We start from the raw sequence: 18,302 nt of genomic DNA, 5'->3' as shown, positions 1-18,302 counted from the left end.
CGGACGGGCAGGAACGGAGACCCGGTGTCCGCCCCGCTGACGTCCGACGAGCGGCAGGCGCTGCTCGCGAAGCGCGACCTGTCCGTCGACCTCGTGCGCGTGACCTGCGTGCTGCTCGTCGTCGTGCTGCACTCGCTGATGCTCGGCCTCGAGGTGCGGCCGGACGGCGGGGTCGGCTGGCGCAACATCGTCCAGGACCAGCCGTGGTTCCCCGTCGCGAGCTGGTTCGGCCAGCTGATGCCGCTGTTCTTCGTCGTCGGCGGGTTCGCCTCGTGGCAGGGCTGGCGCTCGACGCAGCGCAAGGGCGGCGACGGCGCGGACTTCTTCCGCGCGCGCCTGCTGCGCCTCGGCACGCCCGCCGCCGCCTGGTACGTCCTCGTCGGCGCGCTCGTGCTGCTCGCGACCGCGGCGCGCCTGCCCGTCCCGATGGCGCAGCTGCTCGCCCACGGGCTCGGGATGCCCCTCTGGTTCCTCGCCGCCTACCTGGTGTGCCAGGCCCTCGTGCCGCTGATGATCCGCCTGCACGAGACCCGTCCGGTCGTGACCTTCGCCGCCCTCGCCGCCGGCGTCGTCGCGGTGGACGCGCTCCGCGGCGCCACCGGGGTGCAGGAGGTCGGCCTGCTGAACCTCCTGCTCGTCTGGCCGCTCGTCCAGCAGATCGGCTTCCTCCTCGCCGACGGCACGCTCGGTCGTCTGGGCCGTCCGGCCCTCCTCGGCCTCGCGGCGCTCGCCTTCGCCTCCGTCGGCGTGCTCGGCTCCTCCGGGCTCTACTCGCCCGACATGCTCGACGACCTGAACCCGCCGACCCTGCCGCTCGTGCTGATCGGCGTCGGGCAGACGGCCCTCTTCGTGCTCGCGAAGCCGGCGCTCGACGCGCTGATGCGCACGCGGCCGGCGCAGGCCTTCGTCGCGGTCGCGGGCACGCGGCTCATGACCGTCTACCTGTGGCACCTGCTGCTCGTCATCGCGGTCGCCGCGCTCGTGCTCGTCGCGCCCGGGGTCGTGCCGGCGGTCGGCACCACGGCGTGGTGGCTCGCGCGCATCCCGGGCGACCTGTCCGTGCTCGTCATGCTGTTCGTGCTCTCGCTCGGCCTCGCGCGCTTCGAGCGCGGCCCGAAGCGCGTCGGCCCCACCCCCTCGACGCCCGTGCTCGTCGTCGCGGGCGTGCTCGCGGTCGTGCCGCCCTTCTGGGCCATGGAGCTCGGCCTCGACCTCGCCGGGTTCGTCTGGGGCGCCGCCGCCCTCGGCCTCGCCGTGCTGCTGGCGCGAGGTCGCCGGGACACGGTGGTGCGGGGGCAGCGGAGCGGGTCCGCGACCCGGTAGGGTTCGGGGCGCGAAGGGGAGTATCCCGTCATCGCGCCTCTCGTCAGCACGATCCGCATCGCCGGCGGATCCGGGAGCGCGGCGCCCTCACGAGGGCGGGGAGAGACGTTCGAGGCCGTTCCCTGCCCTCGAGGAGTCCCAGTGCCCGCCGTGCCCGTCGCGTTCGAGATCGTCTCGCTCGCCGTCATCGTCCTGATCCTGATCGCGGACATCGTGCTCGCCTACCGGCGGCCGCACGTCCCGACCACGAGGGAGTCGACCCTGTGGGTCGTCTTCTACGTCGTGCTCGCGCTGATCTTCGCGGGCGTCCTGCTCGTCGTCGACGGCCCGGACCACGCCACCGAGTTCGTCGCCGGCTGGCTGACCGAGTACTCGCTGTCGATCGACAACCTGTTCGTCTTCATCGTGATCATGGCGGGCTTCGCCGTGCCGAAGAAGCGGCAGCAGGAGGTGCTGATGATCGGCATCATCCTGGCGCTGATCTTCCGCGGGATCTTCATCCTGATCGGCGCGCAGCTGATCGAGAACTTCAGCTGGATCTTCTACATCTTCGGCGCGTTCCTCATCTACACCGCCATCACGCAGGCCTTCGGGAACGAGCACGGCGACCAGACCGACACCGCGCTGATCCGCTTCGCGAAGCGCCACCTGTCGGTGACCGACGAGTACGACGGCGGCAAGCTGCGCACGACCGTGAACGGCAAGCGCATGTTCACGCCGATCCTCATCGTGCTGATCGCGATCGGCGCCACCGACGTGCTGTTCGCGCTCGACTCGATCCCGGCGATCTTCGGCATCACGGACAGCCCGTTCATCGTCTACACCGCGAACATCTTCGCCCTGATGGGGCTCCGCCAGCTCTACTTCCTGCTCGGCGACCTGGTCGAGCGCCTGAAGTACCTGAAGTACGGGATCGCGTTCATCCTCGCCTTCATCGGCGTGAAGCTGATCCTCCACGCGCTCCACGAGAACGAGCTGCCGTTCCTGAACGGCGGCGAGCACATCACCGCGGTCCCCGAGATCGGCACCGGTCTCTCGCTCGGCGTGATCGTCGCGGCGATGGCGGTCGCGACGATCGCGAGCCTCATCAGCATCAAGCGGAACCCGGAGGCCTCCCTCGCGGACCTGAAGCCGTCGCACATCGCCGCGGAGCGGGAGCGCCAGGCCGAGGAGGAGGAGCGCGCCCAGCACCACGACTGACCGGTGCGCTCCCGGCGAGGGGCGCCTACGATCGCCTCGTGCTGGGCGGCATGTTCGGGCGGATCCGACGATCCGCGATCTGGCATCGCCGCGCGCCCGAGCACCACGTGATCGGCCCGGGCGTCATCCCGCCGCCGGCCATCGTGCGGCTGCCGCGGCAGCCGTCGCAGCTGCTCGGCACCCCCGCGTGGCGGCCGATCGCGCAGCTGACGGACCAGCGGATCCGGGCGCACCGCGGCGAGCGGCTGTCGGTCGGCGAGATGGTCGAGACGGTCGCGCACGAGGTGGAGGACGTCGTCTCCGCGCAGCCGCTGTCGGAGGCGTTCGTCGCCTGGCGGACCTGGGCGGCCGTGACCGGCACGCCCTGGCCGGAGGGCTTCCACGAGCTGCTGGTGGGGGAGCCGCTGTCGGAGGCCGACGAGGTGGAGGCGGCGCTGCACGTGCAGACCGACCTCGCCGCCCTGATGCCGCAGGTGGTCGCGGCGCGGCTCAGCGAGAACCGGGACTGAGCCGCGGTCGGTCGTGGCGGTGCGTCGCGCCGCCGCCGTCCGGCGCGAGCGCCGTGAGGAGCGCGTCGGCGACGGCGTGCACGTACCGCTCGAGCTCCGCGCCGCCCGGGTCGTGCGTCGGGTTCACCTCGGTCAGGGTGAGCGCCCGCGCGCCGGGGAGGGCGAGCAGCCCCTCCAGCACCTCCGCGGCCGTCGTGAGGGGCACGCCCGCGCCGTAGTGCGGGTAGTTCGCGAGCGGCAGGTCCGCCGAGTCGACCGCGTCGACGTCGAAGTGCACGACGAGCGTCACGCCGTCCTCGACCATCGCCTCCGCGACCCGGAGCACGGCGCCGTTCGGGTGCGCGGCGAGCGAGCGGTGGTCGACGTGCAGCAGGCCCTGGTGCTGCTCGAACGCCTCCGGGTCGACCGCGTCCACGTCGTCCGGGTCGTAGCCGAGCAGCGCCAGGTCGCGGTCCTGCAGCATCGGGAAGCGCGGGCCGAGCCGGGCGAGCGCGTCGTCGGCGACGCCGAGCAGGTGGGCGACGCCGGAGGCGTCCAGGATCCCGCTGCCGGGATGGCGCTCGGAGGAGAGGTCGGCGTCGCCGTCGAGGTAGAGCAGCCGTGCGCCGCCGAGGGCGCGCTGCACGCCGGCCACGACGCCGAGCTCGATCGTGCAGTCGCCGCCGAGCACGAGCGCGAACCGCCCGGAGGCCGTGGCGCGCTCGACCTCGTCGGCGACCGCGGTCGCCACCCGCACGACCTCGTCGAGGTTCCGGGCGACCGTGCGGCGGGGATCGCGCCGGAACACGGACCCGTCGACGTCGCCGGCGTCGTGCACGACGAGGCCGCCCTCCCGCAGCCGGTCGAGCAGGCCGTGCCGGCGCAGCGCCGCGGGCGCCAGCTCCTGCCCGGCGTGATGCGCTCCGGCGCTCGTCGGCGCCCCGATGACCTCGACGTCCACGCCCCGATCCTCCCGTGCCCGGAGGCGCGACCGCTGGATTCCGCTGGTCGAGGTGCGAGCGAAGCGAGCCTCGAGACCACTCCTCGCCACCCGCCGTTCCTCCCGGCCACCGACGCGTCACGCGCGATTCGGGCGACGGTCCGCTCCGTGCCACCGGCGCGGAGAGCCGGCGACGCCGGCCGTTCACGGCGCCGCCACCGCTGCTCGGGACGCTCGGCCCGGTCGGCCTCCCACCCGCCGCCCGAGGGGAGCGACGGGATGGACGAGCGGACCGGGTCGATCGGGGCGGTCACGAGGAGGGCGGCGCTCGCGCTGGGCGCCGGAGCGGGCGTCGCGGTCGCGGTCGCGGAGGCACCGGCCGAGGCGCAGCCGCTGCCGTCGGCGGCGTCTCCCGACACCACGACGGTCGACCGCACCGTCGTGCGCAGCGCGCCGAACGCGCACGGGTGGCGGCACCACGTCGTCCGAGCCGGGGAGGGGCACCTCGTCCGCGACGACCTCGCGCACGCCTCCGCGTCGCGGAAGGGGCGGCGCGTGCCGGTCGCGGCGTTCGTCCACCTCACGGACATCCACGTGCAGGACGCGCAGTCGCCCGGCCGCATCGAGTTCCTCGACCGGTTCCGCGACCGCTCCGGCCCGAAGTACGGCGGCGTCCACCGGCCGAACGACGCGCTCGCCACGCAGGTCGCGGAGAGCATGGTGCGCGCGGTGAACGCGGTCAGGGCGGCGCCGGCGACCGGCCTGCGGCCCGCCTTCGCGATCAGCACCGGGGACGCCGCGGACAGCTGCCAGTACAACGAGCTGCGCTGGTCGATCGACCTGCTCGACGGCGGGCGGATCGTGCCCGACAGCGGGCGCCGCGGGGTCTACGAGGGCGTCGGCAGCCGGTCCTTCGACCACTCGTCCACGACCTACTGGCGCCCGGAGGGCGGCAAGCGCGACCGGTACACGCAGCACTACGGGTTCCCGCACGCGCACGGCTTCTTCGCCGCCGCGATCCGGCCCTTCCGTGCGACCGGGCTCGACATGCCCTGGTTCACCGCGCACGGGAACCACGACGGGCTCGTCCGGGGCGGCTTCGCGGTCTCGGACGCCCTCGCGGAGCTCGCGGTCGGCAGCAGCAAGCCGGTGGCACTGCCGAAGGGGCTCGCCCCGCAGGCGTTCGTCGATCGGCTGATGCGCGGCGACGCGCGCGTGCTCGCGCACCTCGACCGCCGGCACGTCACGGCCGACCCGGCGCGCCGCCTCCTGAGCCGGAAGGAGGTCGTCGCGGAGCACTTCCGCACGACCGGCACCCCGGTCGGGTACGGGCTGACGGACGAGAACCTGCGGGAGGGCACCGCGTACTACACGGCCGACGCGCCCCTCGCCGCCGGCGGGTCCGGGAGGCCGCTCCGGCTGATCGTCCTCGACACCGTGAACGAGCACGGGGACGGCGACGGGTCGCTCGACCTGGAGCAGTTCGCGTGGCTGCAGCGGGAGCTGGAGGCCGAGCCGGACCGCGCCACCGTGATCTGCAGCCACCACACCTCCGGGACGCTCGGGAACGTGCTCGGCGGCCAGCGCCGCGCGCCCGAGCCGCGCGTGCAGGGCCGCGAGCTCGTCCGCCTCCTGCTCGCGCACCCGCAGGTGCTGCTGTGGGTGAACGGGCACGTGCACCGCGACGTCGTCGTCGCGCACCGCGCGACCGGCCGGTCCGGCGGTTTCTGGGAGGTCACGACGGCGAGCCACATCGACTGGCCGCAGCAGTCGCGGGTCGTGGAGCTCGCCGACAACCGCGACGGGACGGTGTCGGTCTTCGTCACCCTCGTCGACTCGGCCGCCGAGGCGGCCTGGCACGGCGGCCTCGGCACGCCGCTGGAGCTCGCGTCGCTCTCGCGCGACATCGCCGCGAACGACCCGGACCGCTGGGACCGGCCGCGGGCGACGGCGCTGCACTACCGCGGCGCGCGCACGGACCGCAACGCGGAGCTGCTCCTCCCGCTGCCGTCGGCCGTGCAGCTCTGACCCGGAGCGATCCAGCAGGACCTGAGCGATCCAGCAGGACCTGAGCGATCGAGCAGGACCTGAGCGATCTAGCAGGACCTGAGCACTCCAGCAGGACCAGGAGGGCCGCTGCGTCCTGCTGGAGCTCCAGGGTCCTGCTGGATCGCTCGCCGGCCCGGCGCGAGGTCCTGCGCGTCAGGCGGAGCGGCCGCCGGCGCGGTGGCGCGCGACGAGATCCGCGACGTGTGCCGCGAGCTCGTGGGCCGCTCGGCGCGCGGGTCGGGCGAGCCGCGGCATCGCGATCCGTCCGCCGACCGCGAGCGCCGGGTCGGGCGGGATCGCGTGGACGCTCCGCCGCTCGAAGTCGCTCCGGAGCGCCTCCAGGTCGTCGGCGTCCCGAACCGGGCCGAACGGGGCATCGAGCGCGAGCACGGTGCGGCGCCGGCCCTGCAGGCCCGTGCGCGCATCGACCTCCGCCAGCAGGGCGCGCGCGTCGGCGACGCCGAGCGGGGTGCGCGGCGCGACGACCACGAGCAGGTCGTGCGGTCGCGCGAGCACGTCGAGGCCGATCCGCGCCGCGTGCCGGCCCGCGTCCTGCAGCCGGACCAGCGGGTCGATGCGGGCGACCTCGTCGCCGCTCGGGAGGCGGTCGCCGACGTCGCCGCCCGCGTGGTCGAGCAGTCGCGGGGCGCCGAGCGGCCGCGACCGCATGCCCTCGAAGAGCAGGGCGGTGACGGTCGTGACGCCGACGCCGCCGCCCGTGCCCGCGACGACGACGCGGACGCCGCCCTCCTTCCGCTCCTCCGGATCGGTCATCGGCGGGCCTCGACGGCGCCCTGGAAGGCGGCGACCTGCACGACGACGCCCGAGTCGCCGCGGCGCAGCAGGCGCCCGCGACCCGGCACCATCGGCTCCGCGTAGACCCGCGGCAGGATCTGGCCCTCCGCGCGGTCGCCCGACATCAGCAGCGTCGTGCCGCCGGTCTCGCGGAGCGCCTGCAGCGACCGGTCGAACAGCGCCCGCTGCAGACCGGCGACGGGCCGCGTGAGCAGCACGTGCAGGCGCAGGTCGCGCGCGCTCGGGAGGAAGGGGAGCAGGGGCTCGAGCGGGCTCGTGCCGCCCGACGAGAGGATGTCGAAGTCGTCGACGACGACCACGATCCGCGGCCCCGACGCGCGGTCCGCCTGCCGCTTGTCCAGCTCCACCGCGATCGCCGCGGCGAGCTGCCGGGCCTCGCTGCTGCTGGCCGCCGAGCCGCCCAGGTACTCGTCGGGGCACACGTCGCGGAGCCCGCCGCGGGTGTCCATGACGGCGACGACCAGCTCGTCCGCCGTGTACCGGTCGACCAGCCCGGTGATCGCGCCGCGGAGCACGGTCGTCTTGCCGGACCCGACGTCGCCGAACACGAGCAGGTGCTGGTCCGTCCGCTCGAGGTCGAGCGCGACGGGCGTCATCGTGTCCTGCCGCAGCCCGATCGGCACGCGGTCCGGCTCGTCGAACGGGTCGGGCAGCTCCGCCGGGTCGAGGGAGGTCGGCAGCAGGCGGATCGGCGCGGCGGCCGGCCCGGCCCAGCCCGCGACGGTGCTCGCCGCGAGCTCCTCGAGCGCGGTCGGCAGGTCGGCGTCCGCGACGTCGTCGAGCACGGGGAGGGCGACCTGGGCGAAGAGCCGGCCCTCGGTCAGCACGCGGCCGGGCTGGTCCGGTCGGATCGTGCGCATCAGGCGGCGGTCGATGAGCGAGTCCGCCGGATCGTTCAGCCGCAGCTCCATGCGGGTGCCGACGAGGGGCTGCAGGCTCATCCGCAGCTCGTTCCAGCGCGTGAGCCCGAGCACGAGGTGCACGCCGAAGCCGCTGCCGCGCTGGAGGAGGTCGGCGAGGGCCTCGTCGAACCGCTCGAACTCGCCGCGGACCGCGCCGTAGCCGTCGACGAGCAGCACGACGTCCGCCGCGCGCAGCTCCGGCACCTCGCCCGCCGCGTGACGGCGGCGCAGCTCGGCGGGGGAGTCGATGCGGCGCTCGCGGAGCACGCGCTCCCGCTCCGCGAGCATGAGCTGGACCTCCTCCAGCAGCCGCTGCACCGTCGCCGGGTCGGCGCGCGTCGCGACGCCGCCGACGTGCGGGAACGCCTCGAGCGCCGCGAGGCCGCCGCCGGACAGGTCGATGCCGTAGACGGCGACCTGGCCCGGCTCGGTGGAGAGCGCGGTCGCGGCGGCGATCGTGCGGAGCACGGTGCTGCGCCCGGAGCCGGGCGCGCCGATGACGGCCGCGTGGCCGCCGGCCGCGGCGAGGTCGAGCAGCCACGGCTCCTGGCGCTGCCCCGCCGGGTCGTCGAGCAGGCCGAGCGGCACCCGCATCGGCGCGGCGCCCCGCCGCTCCGGGGCGACGACCCGGGAGAGCGCGAGCCGGGCGGGCAGCGGCGGCACCCAGACCGGCGCGACGGCGCGCTCGGCGTCCGCCAGCCGGTCGACGGCCTCGTCCACGAGCGCGCGCCCCACCCGGGGGCGCTGCAGCTCCGGCTCGTCGCCCGGCTCGGCCGCCGCGAGCCCGTTGTGGACGGGCAGCAGCATCGCGCGCGGCGCCGCGATCGGGGCGGGCGCCGAGACCGCCTCCAGCGGGCCCGAGACGTAGCCCGCGCGGAACCGGCGGAACACCGTCGTGTCGACCTTGAGGTACGCGTAGCCCGGGATCGCCGGCAGGTGGAAGGCGTCCGGCCGGTCGATGATCGTCGTCGACTCCGCCTCCGAGAACGTGCGGAGGCCGATCCGGTACGAGAGGTAGGTGTCGAGGCCGCGCAGCTTCCCGGCCTCGATGCGCTGGCTCGACAGCAGCAGGTGCACGCCGATCGACCGGCCGATGCGGCCGATCGTGATCAGCAGCTCGATGAACTCCGGCTCGGCCGTGAGCAGCTCGCCGAACTCGTCGATGACGAGCAGCAGGTGCGGCAGCGGCGGCAGGTCGGGCCGCTCGCGACGCAGCTCCGCGTAGTGCGACACGGAGGCGAGGTTCCCGGCGTCGCGGAGCACCTTCTGCCGCCGCACGACCTCGCCCGCGATGGAGGCCCGAGCGCGCTCCGTGAGCTGCGCGTCGTCCTGCAGGTTGTCGATGATGCCGGCGACGTGCGGCAGGCCCGCGAAGGAGGCGAAGGCCGCGCCGCCCTTGAAGTCGACGAGGACCATCGCGAGGTCGTCCGGGGAGTGGGAGAGCGCCAGCCCGAGCACGAGGGTGCGCAGCATCTCGCTCTTGCCGGACCCGGTCGCGCCCACGCAGAGGCCGTGCGGCCCCATGCCGAGCTCGGCGGACTCCTTCAGGTCGAGCAGGACCGGAGCGCCCAGGTCGTCGAGCCCGATCGGCACCCGGAGGAAGTCGCGCGGGCTCCTCGGGGTCCAGGCCGTCTCCGGCGACACCCCGGTGACGTCGCCGATGCCGAGCAGCTCCGCGATGCTCACGCCCTCCGCCGACTCCGCCTCGTCGACGGCGGTGAGGCTGAGCCGGAGGGGCGCGAGCGCCGTGGCGACGGCGCGGAACAGCGGCGCCGGGGTGGCGTCGAGGCGCGCGACGCGCTCCTCGACCTGGCCGTCATCGACCCGCCGCACGTCGGTGACCACGGCGTCGCCGTCCGCGACGGTGATCCGCACGGTGACGTCGGAGGGCTCGTGGAGGCGGTCGGTGAGCAGGTGCACCGCGGTCACCTGGAGGTCCGCGAGCACGAGGTCGGCGTCGGGCACCGGGAGCGTCGACGCCACGTGCCCGCGGTCGTCGAGGAGCACCACGAGGCGGGCGAGCCCGGTCGTGCCCGTGTCGCCGGTGCTGCGCTTCGCCGTCGCCGCGACCTGCGCGCGGTCGGCGAGGTCGCCGCCGAGCACGCTCGAGAGGGAGGCGGCGTCGGGCGCGACCCGCCGCGCCGGAACCGGGCCGTCGAAGAGCGTCGCGTCCACCGCGTGCGGCAGCGCGTCGAACCCCGTCCAGTCCGCTGCGGCCGACTCGGGGAACGCGGCGGCGAGGTGCAGGTCCTCCGGCGAGTGCAGGGCGGCGAGCTGCGCGACGAGCGACCGCGCGACGCCGAGCACCTCCTCCGGGTCGCCGACGATCGAGACGTGGCCCGCGCGCTCCAGGTCGACGGCGACGGGCATCCCCGCGATCGCGGAGTACTGGTCGACGACGAGCTGCGCCTCGGCCCGCATGATCGGGTCGAACGGCTGCACCGGGTTCTCGTCGCGGGGCAGCGCGAGCCGGAACCAGGGCACCTCGCCGGCGCCGATCCGGGCGCGGAGGAAGTCCGCGTCGCCGCGGCGGCGCTCCCAGAGCCGTGCGGGGTCGCGGATCAGGTCGAGCAGCGCGCCCGGCTCGGGGTCGAGCATCGACGCCCGCGCGCGCACCTCCTGCGCCCGGCGCCGCAGCTCGGTGCGCGTGCGCTCGAGGAAGTCCAGGTAGCGGCCGCGCTGCAGCCGCCGCTGCCGCGCCGCCTGTCCGCGGGAGGAGAGGGCCGCGCCGACGCCGCCGACGAGCGCGACGACGAGGATCACGGCGCCGACGACCATGAACACCGGGTTCGCGTTGCGGAGCACCACGATCATCACGATCGACGAGAGCGAGCCGACGACCGGCAGCAGCGTCTGGATCGGGATGCCCGAGAGCGGCCCGTCGCCGAGCGCGGGCGGCGGGGCGAGGACGTCGGGGTCGGGCGGGGCGACCGGTCGGGTGATGCGCGCCGGCCGGTGCACGATGCGGAGGCTCATCGGACGCCTCCGGCCGGGGCCATGACGGCGGCGGCGAGCCGGATCAGCGCGGCGCGGGTGGCCGCGGAGCAGTCGGCGCCGCGTACGGGCTCGGCGGCGCGGCGGGCCGGCTCGAACGGCACGCGGACGACCGGGACGCCGACGCCCGCGCCGAAGCCGCGGGGCAGGCGCCCGCCGGTGCGGCCGACGTCGACCGCGGCGACCACGACGTCGGGGCGGTTCGGCAGCGTGCGCACGGCTCCGGCGGCGGCGAGGGCGCGCTCCAGGGCGCCCCGGTCCGCCCGCGTCACGACGCAGACCGTGCTCGACGCGGCGGCGATCCCGCCGAGGTCGGCGCCGGCGCCGCGGACGCCCCAGTCCGTGCAGACGACGGGGCAGAAGCGGGCGAGCGGGGCGACGTGCTCCGCCCACGCGGTCTCGGTGGCGGCCCGGTCGTCGTCGCCGTGCACGTCGAGGACGGCCACGCCGGTGTCGGTCAGCGGGAGGCCGGCGAGGGCGTCGGCCTGCGACTGCGGGCGGGTGCGGCGCGCGTCGACCGGGGCGGGCGCAGTGGTGCCGAGCCCCGCCTGCCAGCGGAGCGATCGCGGGCCGGCGGCCGCGTCGACCGCGAGCACCGGGCTCCGGCGACGCACCGCGATGAGCGCGGCCACCGCCGCGACCGTGGTCGAGGCGCCGACCCCGCCGGCGAGCTGCGCGAAGCCGATCCGGCGGCTGAGGGCGAGGGGCGCGCGGATGGCTCGGTCGGCGGCCTCGAGCTCCGCCTGCCGGTCCGCCGCGCCGCCGAGCAGCGCGGGGGCGATCGCCGCCGCCGCGAGGCTCACCGGAACGCTCCGAGCAGCTCCGCGTAGACGCCGAACGCGCCGATGACGAGGGGGACGAGCGCGACGACCGCGACCGCCTCGAGCACGGTGCCGACGCGCCGCAGCCCGGCGCGGCGGTGCGGTGCGGGTGAGACCCCCGCGAGCACCCCGACCACGACGGCGACGAGGGCGAACGTCCCGGCGGCGGCCGCGGGGACGAGCAGCCCCGCGATCGCGACGGCCGCGGGCACCGCGACCGCCGCCCAGAGCGCGAGCACCTGCCAGCGGAGCGGGAAGGCGCGGGTGCGCAGCGCGACGACCAGCGCGACCGCGCCCGCGGTGCCGAGCAGCCACGGGTCCGGGCCCAGCACGGTCGCGGTAAGCGCGGCGGCGAGCGTCGCCGCCAGGGCCGCGGTCGACCAGGTCAGGGTCCGGTAGGCCGACGCGAGCGTGGTCCGCACCTCGTCGCGCCGGGTGAGCCGTCCCGCGATGACCCGGTCGTCCAGCGCCGCGAGCCCGGACGCGCTCATCGCCGCGGCGGGCAGGAGCCCGACGGCGACGACGGCGACGACCGCGGTCACGGCGCCGACCCGGCCGAGCGGCAGTCCGACGGCCAGCAGGACGAGCGGGAGGACGGCACCGCCGAGGCCGAGCAGCGCGCCGAGCGTCGCGGCGCGGCTGCGCGACGCGACGCCGTGGCCGAGGAGCAGCGTCGTCCAGAGCAGCGCGAGGAGCACGCCGACCGCGATCGCGGTCGCAACGGGCCCGCGGCCGCTCAGCAGGGCGGCCGCCGGGAGCGCGACGGCCGGCACGAGACCGAGCGCGACGGCGAGCGCGACGCCCTGGGCGCGGCGGAGGCGGCCGAGGCCCAGCGCCAGCGCAGCGAGCAGCGCGAGCGCCCAGGCAGCCGCCGGCAGCAGCGGCGCGGGCGCAGGCGCGGCGAGGGCGGACAGCCCGGCGCCCGCGGCGGCGAGACCGATGCCGACGGCTCCGGCGACGACGCGGGTCGGCGCGTCCCAGCGGTCGTGTCGGTCGGCGAGCGAGTCGCTCACCGCGTCCGTCACGTCGCTGACCTCGGGCGGCGGCGGCGCCTCGTCGAGCCGGACGAGGCGGAGCAGCTCGCCGTCGGCGACCGCGAGCTCCGCGGGGGAGCGGTCCGGGTCGAGCTGCTCCCCGGTCAGGCGGGTCAGGGTGAGGGGCCGCGCAACCCGGGCCGCCGGCTCCCCGAGGAGGTCCATCAGCTGCGGCACGAGCGTCCCGACCGTCTCGTCGTTCGGCACGACCACGACGGCGCGGCGCTGGGAGCCGACCACGGTGATGCGGGTGAAGTCGCTCATCGTGCCGCTCCCGTCGACGCCGCGGCGGCGGCCGCCTCCTGCTCCGCGAGGGCGTGCAGCACGAGCGAGGTGCCGACGCAGCCGGCGCACACGACCGCCGCGAGCACGAGGCTGCCGACGACCCGCTTCACGTTGTCCTCGACCGCGCGGCGCTCGGCGAGCTCGCCGAGCAGGAACGCGCCGCGCAGGCGACCGCGGTGCGTGCGCACCGCCTCGAGCAGGACGGCGTCGGTCTCGTCAGCCACGGGTGACCCCTTCCTCCACGGCCACCGACCGCACGGTGAGCTCGCGGCCGCCGAGCCGGATCCGCCAGCCCGGCGCGACCGCGGTCCGCACCTCCGGCACCAGCGGGCGGAACGCGCCGGCGTCCGAGCGGACGCTCGTGCCGCCGGGGGAGCCGAGGTCCGTGACCCAGAGCAGCCCCTCCGTCCAGTCGACGAGGAGGTGGGTGCGGGCGATGCCGCGGCTCAGGTCGGGGAGCGCGTGCACGCGTCGTACACCGGGCCTCGGCTCCGGCGCCCGTCCGAGCAGCACGGGCCCGTCGACGACGAGCTCGTCGCCCGAATCGAGCACGAGCCGGGCCGCCACGGCGTCGACCGGCGTCGGGGCGGCCGCGGCGGTCGGCACGGGCGCCTCCGGCAGCGCGTCGGCGGCGAGCGCGACGGGCACGATCCGCGGCGCGACGGGGTCCCGGCCGTGCCGGAGGTCCGCGGTCACGAGCGACCTGCTGCGGCCCGTGAGCACGGCGGCGGAGGCGGCGCCCGCCTCCCGGGTCGGGAGGCCGCTCAGCGCGTCGACCGTGCGCAGCCCGAGCAGCGCGCGGCCGGGCGACCGCCCCGCGGCGCGGAGCGCGCCGACGAGCGCGGCGAGCACGACCAGCGCGGCGAGGACGCCGGCGCCCGCGGCGAGCAGCGCATCGCGGGCGAGGGCGCGGGACGCCAGCTCGACCAGCGCGGCGACGACGGCGCCCGCGGCGAGCGCGACGACCAGGTCGACGAGCACCGCGGTCCGCCGCCGGGCGCCCGACGCGGCGAGCACGCCGTCGAGCGGACCGCCTCCGGCGAGCGCGCTGCCCGGCGCCACGCCCTCGAGCCGGACGCCGCAGACCGCGCAGCGCGCGGCTCCCGGCGCGACGGAGGCCGCGCATCGGCCGCAGGTCGCGGCGGGCAGCAGCGCGTTGGGCATGGGACGGGTCCGTTCGGGATGGGGAAGTCCACTCTGGTTCCACGGCGGGCGACCGCGGACCCCCAATTCTCAGGCCATCAGGCCTTTCATGTCGAACCGACCGGGCCGCCGAAGGGTCGCGACCCCGCGGATCCGGGGGTGGTGGTGGACACGGGGCCACGATCGGCGCAGCATGGGACGTGAGCCCCCACCCCGGCTCGCGCCGCTCAGCACCCGCCCAGGTGCGCTCGGCACGCTGCGAGAAGAACCCCTGATCGAAGGATGGTCACGTCATGAAGTTCGCGATGGGAGCCGACACGCTCGCCCAGCTGGGCAAGCGCACCTCGTCGGCGTCGGGCGACCTCGGCGCGCAGGTGAAGGCGCTGCTCCACGCCGCCGAGCCGATCGAGTACCGCTTCAACGGCGCGGGCCGCGCCGCGTTCGACCGCTTCAAGGGCGAGTCGGACCAGGTGGCGGCGGAGCTGGACCAGTCGCTCGCCGCCGTGCTCGGCGGCATCCGCGGCATGGACACGACGTTCCACGCGGGCGACGAGCAGATGGCGGACGACGCGACCAGCGCCATGGGCTCGGTGTCGTTCGACGCGGCCCGGTTCTCGAGCCGCTGAACGACGGACAGGAGGAGATCCCCGTGCCGAACCAGATGGACCGCCGCGACTACGACGTCGCCGCGTCGCAGAGCGCCCAGGACAACTTCAACGCCGTCGCCGCGCAGCTCGAGGCGCTCATCGACCAGCGTGACGCGGACGTCCGCGCGGCGATGGCCGACTACCAGGCCGACGGGGTGTCGGACGAGTACCACGGCAAGGAGCTGCGCTGGAAGGCGGCGGCGGCCGAGGTGCGGAACATCATCTCGACGCTGCGCAGCTCGCTCTCCACCACGGACCAGACCGCGCACCAGACGCTCGCCAAGGCCAAGAGCGCGGTCGACGCGATCGGCTGACCCGGTCGTGACCGGGTACCGGGTCGACCCCGCAGGGGTCAACGCCGTCATCGGCGCCGTCGTCAAGTCGGCGCAGCCGATCGACAAGGCCGTCACCGCGCTGGAAGGGCACGTGTCGTCGGCCGCGACGGGTGCGTCCTCCGCGATCGTCGGCGGTGCTCTGCAGGACGCGTTCCAGACGCTCGGCGCGCAGCTGCAGGAGGTGCGCTCGCGCGTCCCCGCCGTGCTGCACGGCGCCGCGGACGCGGGGAAGGCGGTGCTGGAGGGCGACGAGACGATGGCGCAGCAGATCGTCGGGCTCGCGACCGGCGCGCTCACCGAGACGCAGGTGCTCCGCTCCATGGCGCGCGGCGGGGCGGTGCCGCGATGACGAAGATCGACCCCTCCGGCATCCCCGGCGCCGATCTCGACCTCGAGGCGGTCCGCACCGGCGCCACGGGCATCGGCCGGAACGGCGGCGTGGTCCGCGACCAGGGCGCCGAGATCGTCCGCGACTGGCAGCGCATGCCGGGGGTCTTCGAGGCCACCGGCACCGAGTCGCTCTACACCGCGATGACGCCCGTCGGCACGACCACGACCGCGATCGGCGACTCCCTGGACGGCATCGCGCGCGCCCTGTCCGCGTACGCGTCGGAGGTCGAGCCGATCAAGGCGCGCCTCGACTCCCTCCGCTCGCAGGCGACCTCGTTCGTCGCGAAGACGAACTCGTTCCACTCCCGCACGGAGTGGGTGTCGAGCGGCTACACGCTCGGCATCCCGCACCCGCAGCAGATCGACTCCTGGGACCAGGATCCCGACCTCAACGACGAGAACAACTCCCTGATCCGGCAGGTCGCCCAGGCCGAGGCGGACTGGCTCGACGCGCAGCAGCGCTGCGCGACCGCGATCCGTGCGGCCGTCGGTCTGGGCGCGAAGGGCGCGGCCGAGGAGCGGGCGGCCGCGGAGCAGCTCCGCAGCGACGACCTGCAGCAGACGCCCTGGGGCTCGACCTCGGACCGCAAGGAGTCGTGCTCCGAGAAGGCGACGACCTTCCCGACCCACTTCCTGTGGGACGGCGTGATCGTCGGGTTCGGCTGGGGCACGATCAAGTCGCTGAACACGCTGAGCGGGCTGAACCCCGACGCCGTGTGGAAGGCGGGCGACGGGATCCTCCACGGCGACTGGGACCAGGTCGTCGAGGCCGGCAAGGAGGACCTCGACGCGACGGGTCAGGCGTGGCTCGGTCTGACGCATCTCGTCAGCTCGATCGCCATCCCGGTGAACCCCGCGCTGCGGATGCAGCTGCTGCAGTCCGGCGCCTTCGACTGGCTGCCGCCCGACGTGCGCCAGGGCGCCGAGGACTGGACCGCCGCGGACGGCACCGCCCTGTACGGCACGGTCGCCGGCTTCGTCGGCCTGACCCTGCCGCAGAAATGGTGGGATCCGAAGGCCTACAAGGCCGACCAGGTGTTCAAGAACTGGACGGAGAACCCCGGCGGCGCCGCGGGCAACTCCGTCGCGAACATCGCCAGCTTCTTCATCCCCGGGGCCGGCGAGGCCAAGGCCGCGGGCATCGCCGGTGACGCGGCGAAGGTCGCCGAGGGCACCCGCGTCGCCGACATGCTCGCCGATGGCTCGATCGGCACGCTGCGCGGCCTCTCCGCCGACGCGCTGAAGGCGACGATCAAGGGCCTGTCGGACGCCGATGCGGCAAAGCTCGCGGCCGAGCTGGCGAAGCCGGAGTTCGACGCGGGCGCGCTGTCGGGGCTGAAGCTCGACGACCTGACGATCCACGAGCCGCCCGCGGTCCACGAGCCGCCGGTGGTGCATGAGCCGCCGGTGGTGCATGAGCCGCCGGTGGTGCATGAGCCGCCGGTGGTGCATGAGCCGCCGGTGGTGCATGAGCCGCCCGCGGTCCACGAGCCCGGCGCGGACGCCCCTGCGCCGACCGCGGGTGACGGCGCGTCCTCGGGGCTGCACGAGCCCTCCGCGACCGGACCGGTCGACGCCGGAGCCGGCGCACCGGTCGACGGTCCGACGATCACCCACCCGGAGCTCCGCGGGCCCGCCGACTCGTACGGATCGGGCGATCCCGCGCATCCCGGCCTGCCCGCTCACTCGCCGGTGACCGTGGGCGACCACGCCGGCGGCCCGGGGGAGTGGGTCGAGCGGCACCGGAGCGGGACCGCGTGGGCGGACTACCAGGCCCAGATCTCCGGGACCGACCGCCTCGGCAGCGGAGGGCTGTACGAGTACAAGGTCGAGGGCCCGGCCCGCTCGGTCGACTTCGACGGGTTCGTGCTCCGGGGAGACCCGCCGCACCAGGTCTACCTCGACGCCAAGTACGGCTACTGGGTCCCGTTCAAGCCGGACGCGTCCTTGACCATCCAGAACGGCCAGCTCGCCAAGCTCGCCGCTCAGGCGGAGCGGCAGCTCTCGGTGGTGCCCGCCGACGCGGTGGTCGAGTGGCACTTCTCCAACCCGGTCGCGGCCGAGCACGTGCGGGACTTCTTCGAGGAGCAGGGCATCCCCGTCGACGTCTACTACACGCCGAAGACGCGCTGACCGTGGGGTGCGGGAGGATGGCGCCGTGCTGAAGCTCGTGGCGGTCGCGGAGTGGGGCGGCCGCGCCGCCGGCGTCGACCGGGTCGCGGAGGCCGTCTCGCGGATGCTCGCGGGCGTCCCCGTGCCGCAGGGCCTGGAGCGGCGGGACTGGTTCGACCTGCACGACCGGACGCCCGTCGCCTCGGAGCACGAGGCGCTGGTCGACTGGGTCGAGCGTCACCGTGAGCGCGGGTCGGACGGAGCCGTCCAGCCGCTCGCCGGCTTCACGCTCGACGTCGCGCAGGGCGTCGACGGGCCCGCAGCGGACGAGTCGCTGCCGTTCGTCACGATCGCGGTGATGGCGGGGGTCGTCGTCGGGGGTCCGCGGATGCCGGCGAACACGGTGAAGGTGTCGGCCTCCGCGGGCTGGATGGACGCCGCGACGGAGCAGGACCGGGTCGAGCTGGTCCGCGTGCTCGCGGAGGCGTGGGAGCCCGCGCGAGCGGCGACCTACGACCGCGACGTCACGCGAGGGCTTCCGAGGCTCCCGCCGCGCACGCCCTGGCCGGGCTACGCCACGTACTTCTCCAGCGAACTGGTGCCCGACCTCCGGCTGCCGGCCGAGTACCGGGTGACGGCCCTCGGAGGCGGTGCGCTCGCCGTGCTGGATCCGCCGTGGGAGGCGTCCCGGGCGCTCGAGGGAGTCACGACGTTCCTCGCGGAGTCGAGCTTCGACCCCATCCCTGAGCGGGAGCCGGAGGGCGCAGACCGCGCATGACGGACGAGGTGCGGACAGGCCTCGCCGCAGCGGCCGACAGGGGCC

General features: G+C 75.5%; 16 protein-coding genes. 9 read left to right on the top strand and 7 right to left on the bottom strand.

From position 1 onward, the window contains the following. The first annotated feature begins 24 nt into the window (after window positions 1-24). From D1781_RS13700 to D1781_RS13690, 3 genes are all read left to right on the top strand, one after another. A complete protein-coding gene (locus D1781_RS13700) occupies window positions 25-1,323 on the top strand; it encodes an acyltransferase family protein (protein ID WP_233551345.1) in 1,299 nt (432 codons plus the stop codon). 141 nt (window positions 1,324-1,464) lie between these two features. After that, on the top strand, window positions 1,465-2,523 hold the full coding sequence (locus D1781_RS13695) for a TerC family protein (protein ID WP_119482785.1): 1,059 nt from the start codon (window positions 1,465-1,467) through the stop codon (window positions 2,521-2,523). Between the two features lie 38 nt (window positions 2,524-2,561). After that, complete coding sequence (locus D1781_RS13690) at window positions 2,562-3,032, top strand: hypothetical protein (RefSeq protein WP_119482784.1); 471 nt, start codon at window positions 2,562-2,564, stop codon at window positions 3,030-3,032. Here D1781_RS13690 and D1781_RS13685 read toward each other — a convergent pair. Next, window positions 3,013-3,972 carry an arginase family protein gene (locus tag D1781_RS13685; protein WP_158590100.1) on the bottom strand — a complete coding sequence of 320 codons (960 nt, stop codon included), beginning with the start codon at window positions 3,970-3,972 and terminating at the stop codon, window positions 3,013-3,015. The two genes, D1781_RS13690 and D1781_RS13685, sit on opposite strands and share 20 nt — an antisense overlap. A 258-nt stretch (window positions 3,973-4,230) precedes the next feature. On the opposite strand from D1781_RS13685, the gene D1781_RS13680 reads away from it, so the two are divergent. After that, complete coding sequence (locus D1781_RS13680; protein ID WP_119482782.1) at window positions 4,231-5,979, top strand: TIGR03767 family metallophosphoesterase; 1,749 nt, start codon at window positions 4,231-4,233, stop codon at window positions 5,977-5,979. A 174-nt stretch (window positions 5,980-6,153) separates the two neighbouring features. Here the strand turns inward: D1781_RS13680 and D1781_RS13675 are convergent, their stop codons facing one another. From D1781_RS13675 to D1781_RS13650, 6 genes are read right to left on the bottom strand one after another with little or no spacing between them, the layout of a single operon-like run. Continuing rightward, entirely contained in the window at window positions 6,154-6,774 is a 621-nt protein-coding gene (locus D1781_RS13675; RefSeq protein WP_119482781.1) for a hypothetical protein, read from the bottom strand. Beyond that, window positions 6,771-10,694, bottom strand: coding sequence for a type VII secretion protein EccCa (gene eccCa / locus D1781_RS13670; RefSeq protein WP_119482780.1), 3,924 nt, complete (start codon window positions 10,692-10,694; stop codon window positions 6,771-6,773). The genes D1781_RS13675 and eccCa overlap by 4 nt, the downstream gene beginning before the upstream one ends. Continuing rightward, window positions 10,691-11,515 carry a hypothetical protein gene (locus tag D1781_RS13665; protein WP_119482779.1) on the bottom strand — a complete coding sequence of 275 codons (825 nt, stop codon included), beginning with the start codon at window positions 11,513-11,515 and terminating at the stop codon, window positions 10,691-10,693. Before D1781_RS13665 ends, eccCa begins: the two co-directional genes overlap by 4 nt. Beyond that, window positions 11,512-12,831 (bottom strand): EsaB/YukD family protein, encoded by a 1,320-nt coding sequence (locus tag D1781_RS13660; protein WP_119482778.1) that lies wholly within the window; start codon window positions 12,829-12,831, stop codon window positions 11,512-11,514. Before D1781_RS13660 ends, D1781_RS13665 begins: the two co-directional genes overlap by 4 nt. Then, window positions 12,828-13,076 (bottom strand): hypothetical protein, encoded by a 249-nt coding sequence (locus D1781_RS13655; RefSeq protein WP_119482777.1) that lies wholly within the window; start codon window positions 13,074-13,076, stop codon window positions 12,828-12,830. Before D1781_RS13655 ends, D1781_RS13660 begins: the two co-directional genes overlap by 4 nt. After that, a complete protein-coding gene (locus tag D1781_RS13650) occupies window positions 13,069-14,016 on the bottom strand; it encodes an FHA domain-containing protein (RefSeq protein ID WP_119482776.1) in 948 nt (315 codons plus the stop codon). Before D1781_RS13650 ends, D1781_RS13655 begins: the two co-directional genes overlap by 8 nt. Window positions 14,017-14,288: 272 nt before the next feature. Between D1781_RS13650 and D1781_RS13645 the strand changes: the two genes are divergently transcribed. The 5 genes from D1781_RS13645 to D1781_RS13625 are packed head-to-tail and all read left to right on the top strand — an operon-like array spanning window position 14,289 to window position 18,257. Continuing rightward, window positions 14,289-14,621 carry a hypothetical protein gene (locus tag D1781_RS13645; RefSeq protein ID WP_119482775.1) on the top strand — a complete coding sequence of 111 codons (333 nt, stop codon included), beginning with the start codon at window positions 14,289-14,291 and terminating at the stop codon, window positions 14,619-14,621. Window positions 14,622-14,644: 23 nt separating this feature from the next. Then, window positions 14,645-14,956, top strand: coding sequence for a pore-forming ESAT-6 family protein (locus tag D1781_RS13640; protein WP_233551344.1), 312 nt, complete (start codon window positions 14,645-14,647; stop codon window positions 14,954-14,956). Window positions 14,957-14,963: 7 nt separating this feature from the next. Then, a complete protein-coding gene (locus D1781_RS13635) occupies window positions 14,964-15,326 on the top strand; it encodes a DUF6507 family protein (protein ID WP_119482774.1) in 363 nt (120 codons plus the stop codon). Further along, entirely contained in the window at window positions 15,323-17,500 is a 2,178-nt protein-coding gene (locus tag D1781_RS13630; protein ID WP_119482773.1) for a Tox-REase-5 domain-containing protein, read from the top strand. The genes D1781_RS13635 and D1781_RS13630 overlap by 4 nt, the downstream gene beginning before the upstream one ends. 25 nt (window positions 17,501-17,525) lie before the next feature. Beyond that, on the top strand, window positions 17,526-18,257 hold the full coding sequence (locus D1781_RS13625) for a hypothetical protein (RefSeq protein ID WP_119482772.1): 732 nt from the start codon (window positions 17,526-17,528) through the stop codon (window positions 18,255-18,257). The last annotated feature ends 45 nt before the right edge of the window (window positions 18,258-18,302 follow it).

Origin of the sequence: Amnibacterium setariae (assembly GCF_003581425.1) — a bacterium.
In the GTDB taxonomy this organism is placed as follows: Bacteria; Actinomycetota; Actinomycetes; order Actinomycetales; family Microbacteriaceae; genus Amnibacterium; species Amnibacterium setariae.
The sequence above is the reverse complement of the archived record's forward strand: the minus strand, read 5'-3'. Positions and strand labels throughout refer to the sequence as shown.

What these genes read in the sequence shown, in the direction of transcription:
- D1781_RS13680 (WP_119482782.1), top strand. Translation starts at nt 4,231, where the DNA reads ATGGACGAGCGGACCGGGTCGATCGGGGCGGTCACGAGGAGGGCGGCG.
- D1781_RS13675 (WP_119482781.1), bottom strand. Translation starts at nt 6,774, where the DNA reads ATGACCGATCCGGAGGAGCGGAAGGAGGGCGGCGTCCGCGTCGTCGTC.
- eccCa (WP_119482780.1), bottom strand. Translation starts at nt 10,694, where the DNA reads ATGAGCCTCCGCATCGTGCACCGGCCGGCGCGCATCACCCGACCGGTC.
- D1781_RS13660 (WP_119482778.1), bottom strand. Translation starts at nt 12,831, where the DNA reads ATGAGCGACTTCACCCGCATCACCGTGGTCGGCTCCCAGCGCCGCGCC.
- D1781_RS13650 (WP_119482776.1), bottom strand. Translation starts at nt 14,016, where the DNA reads ATGCCCAACGCGCTGCTGCCCGCCGCGACCTGCGGCCGATGCGCGGCC.
- D1781_RS13645 (WP_119482775.1), top strand. Translation starts at nt 14,289, where the DNA reads ATGAAGTTCGCGATGGGAGCCGACACGCTCGCCCAGCTGGGCAAGCGC.
- D1781_RS13630 (WP_119482773.1), top strand. Translation starts at nt 15,323, where the DNA reads ATGACGAAGATCGACCCCTCCGGCATCCCCGGCGCCGATCTCGACCTC.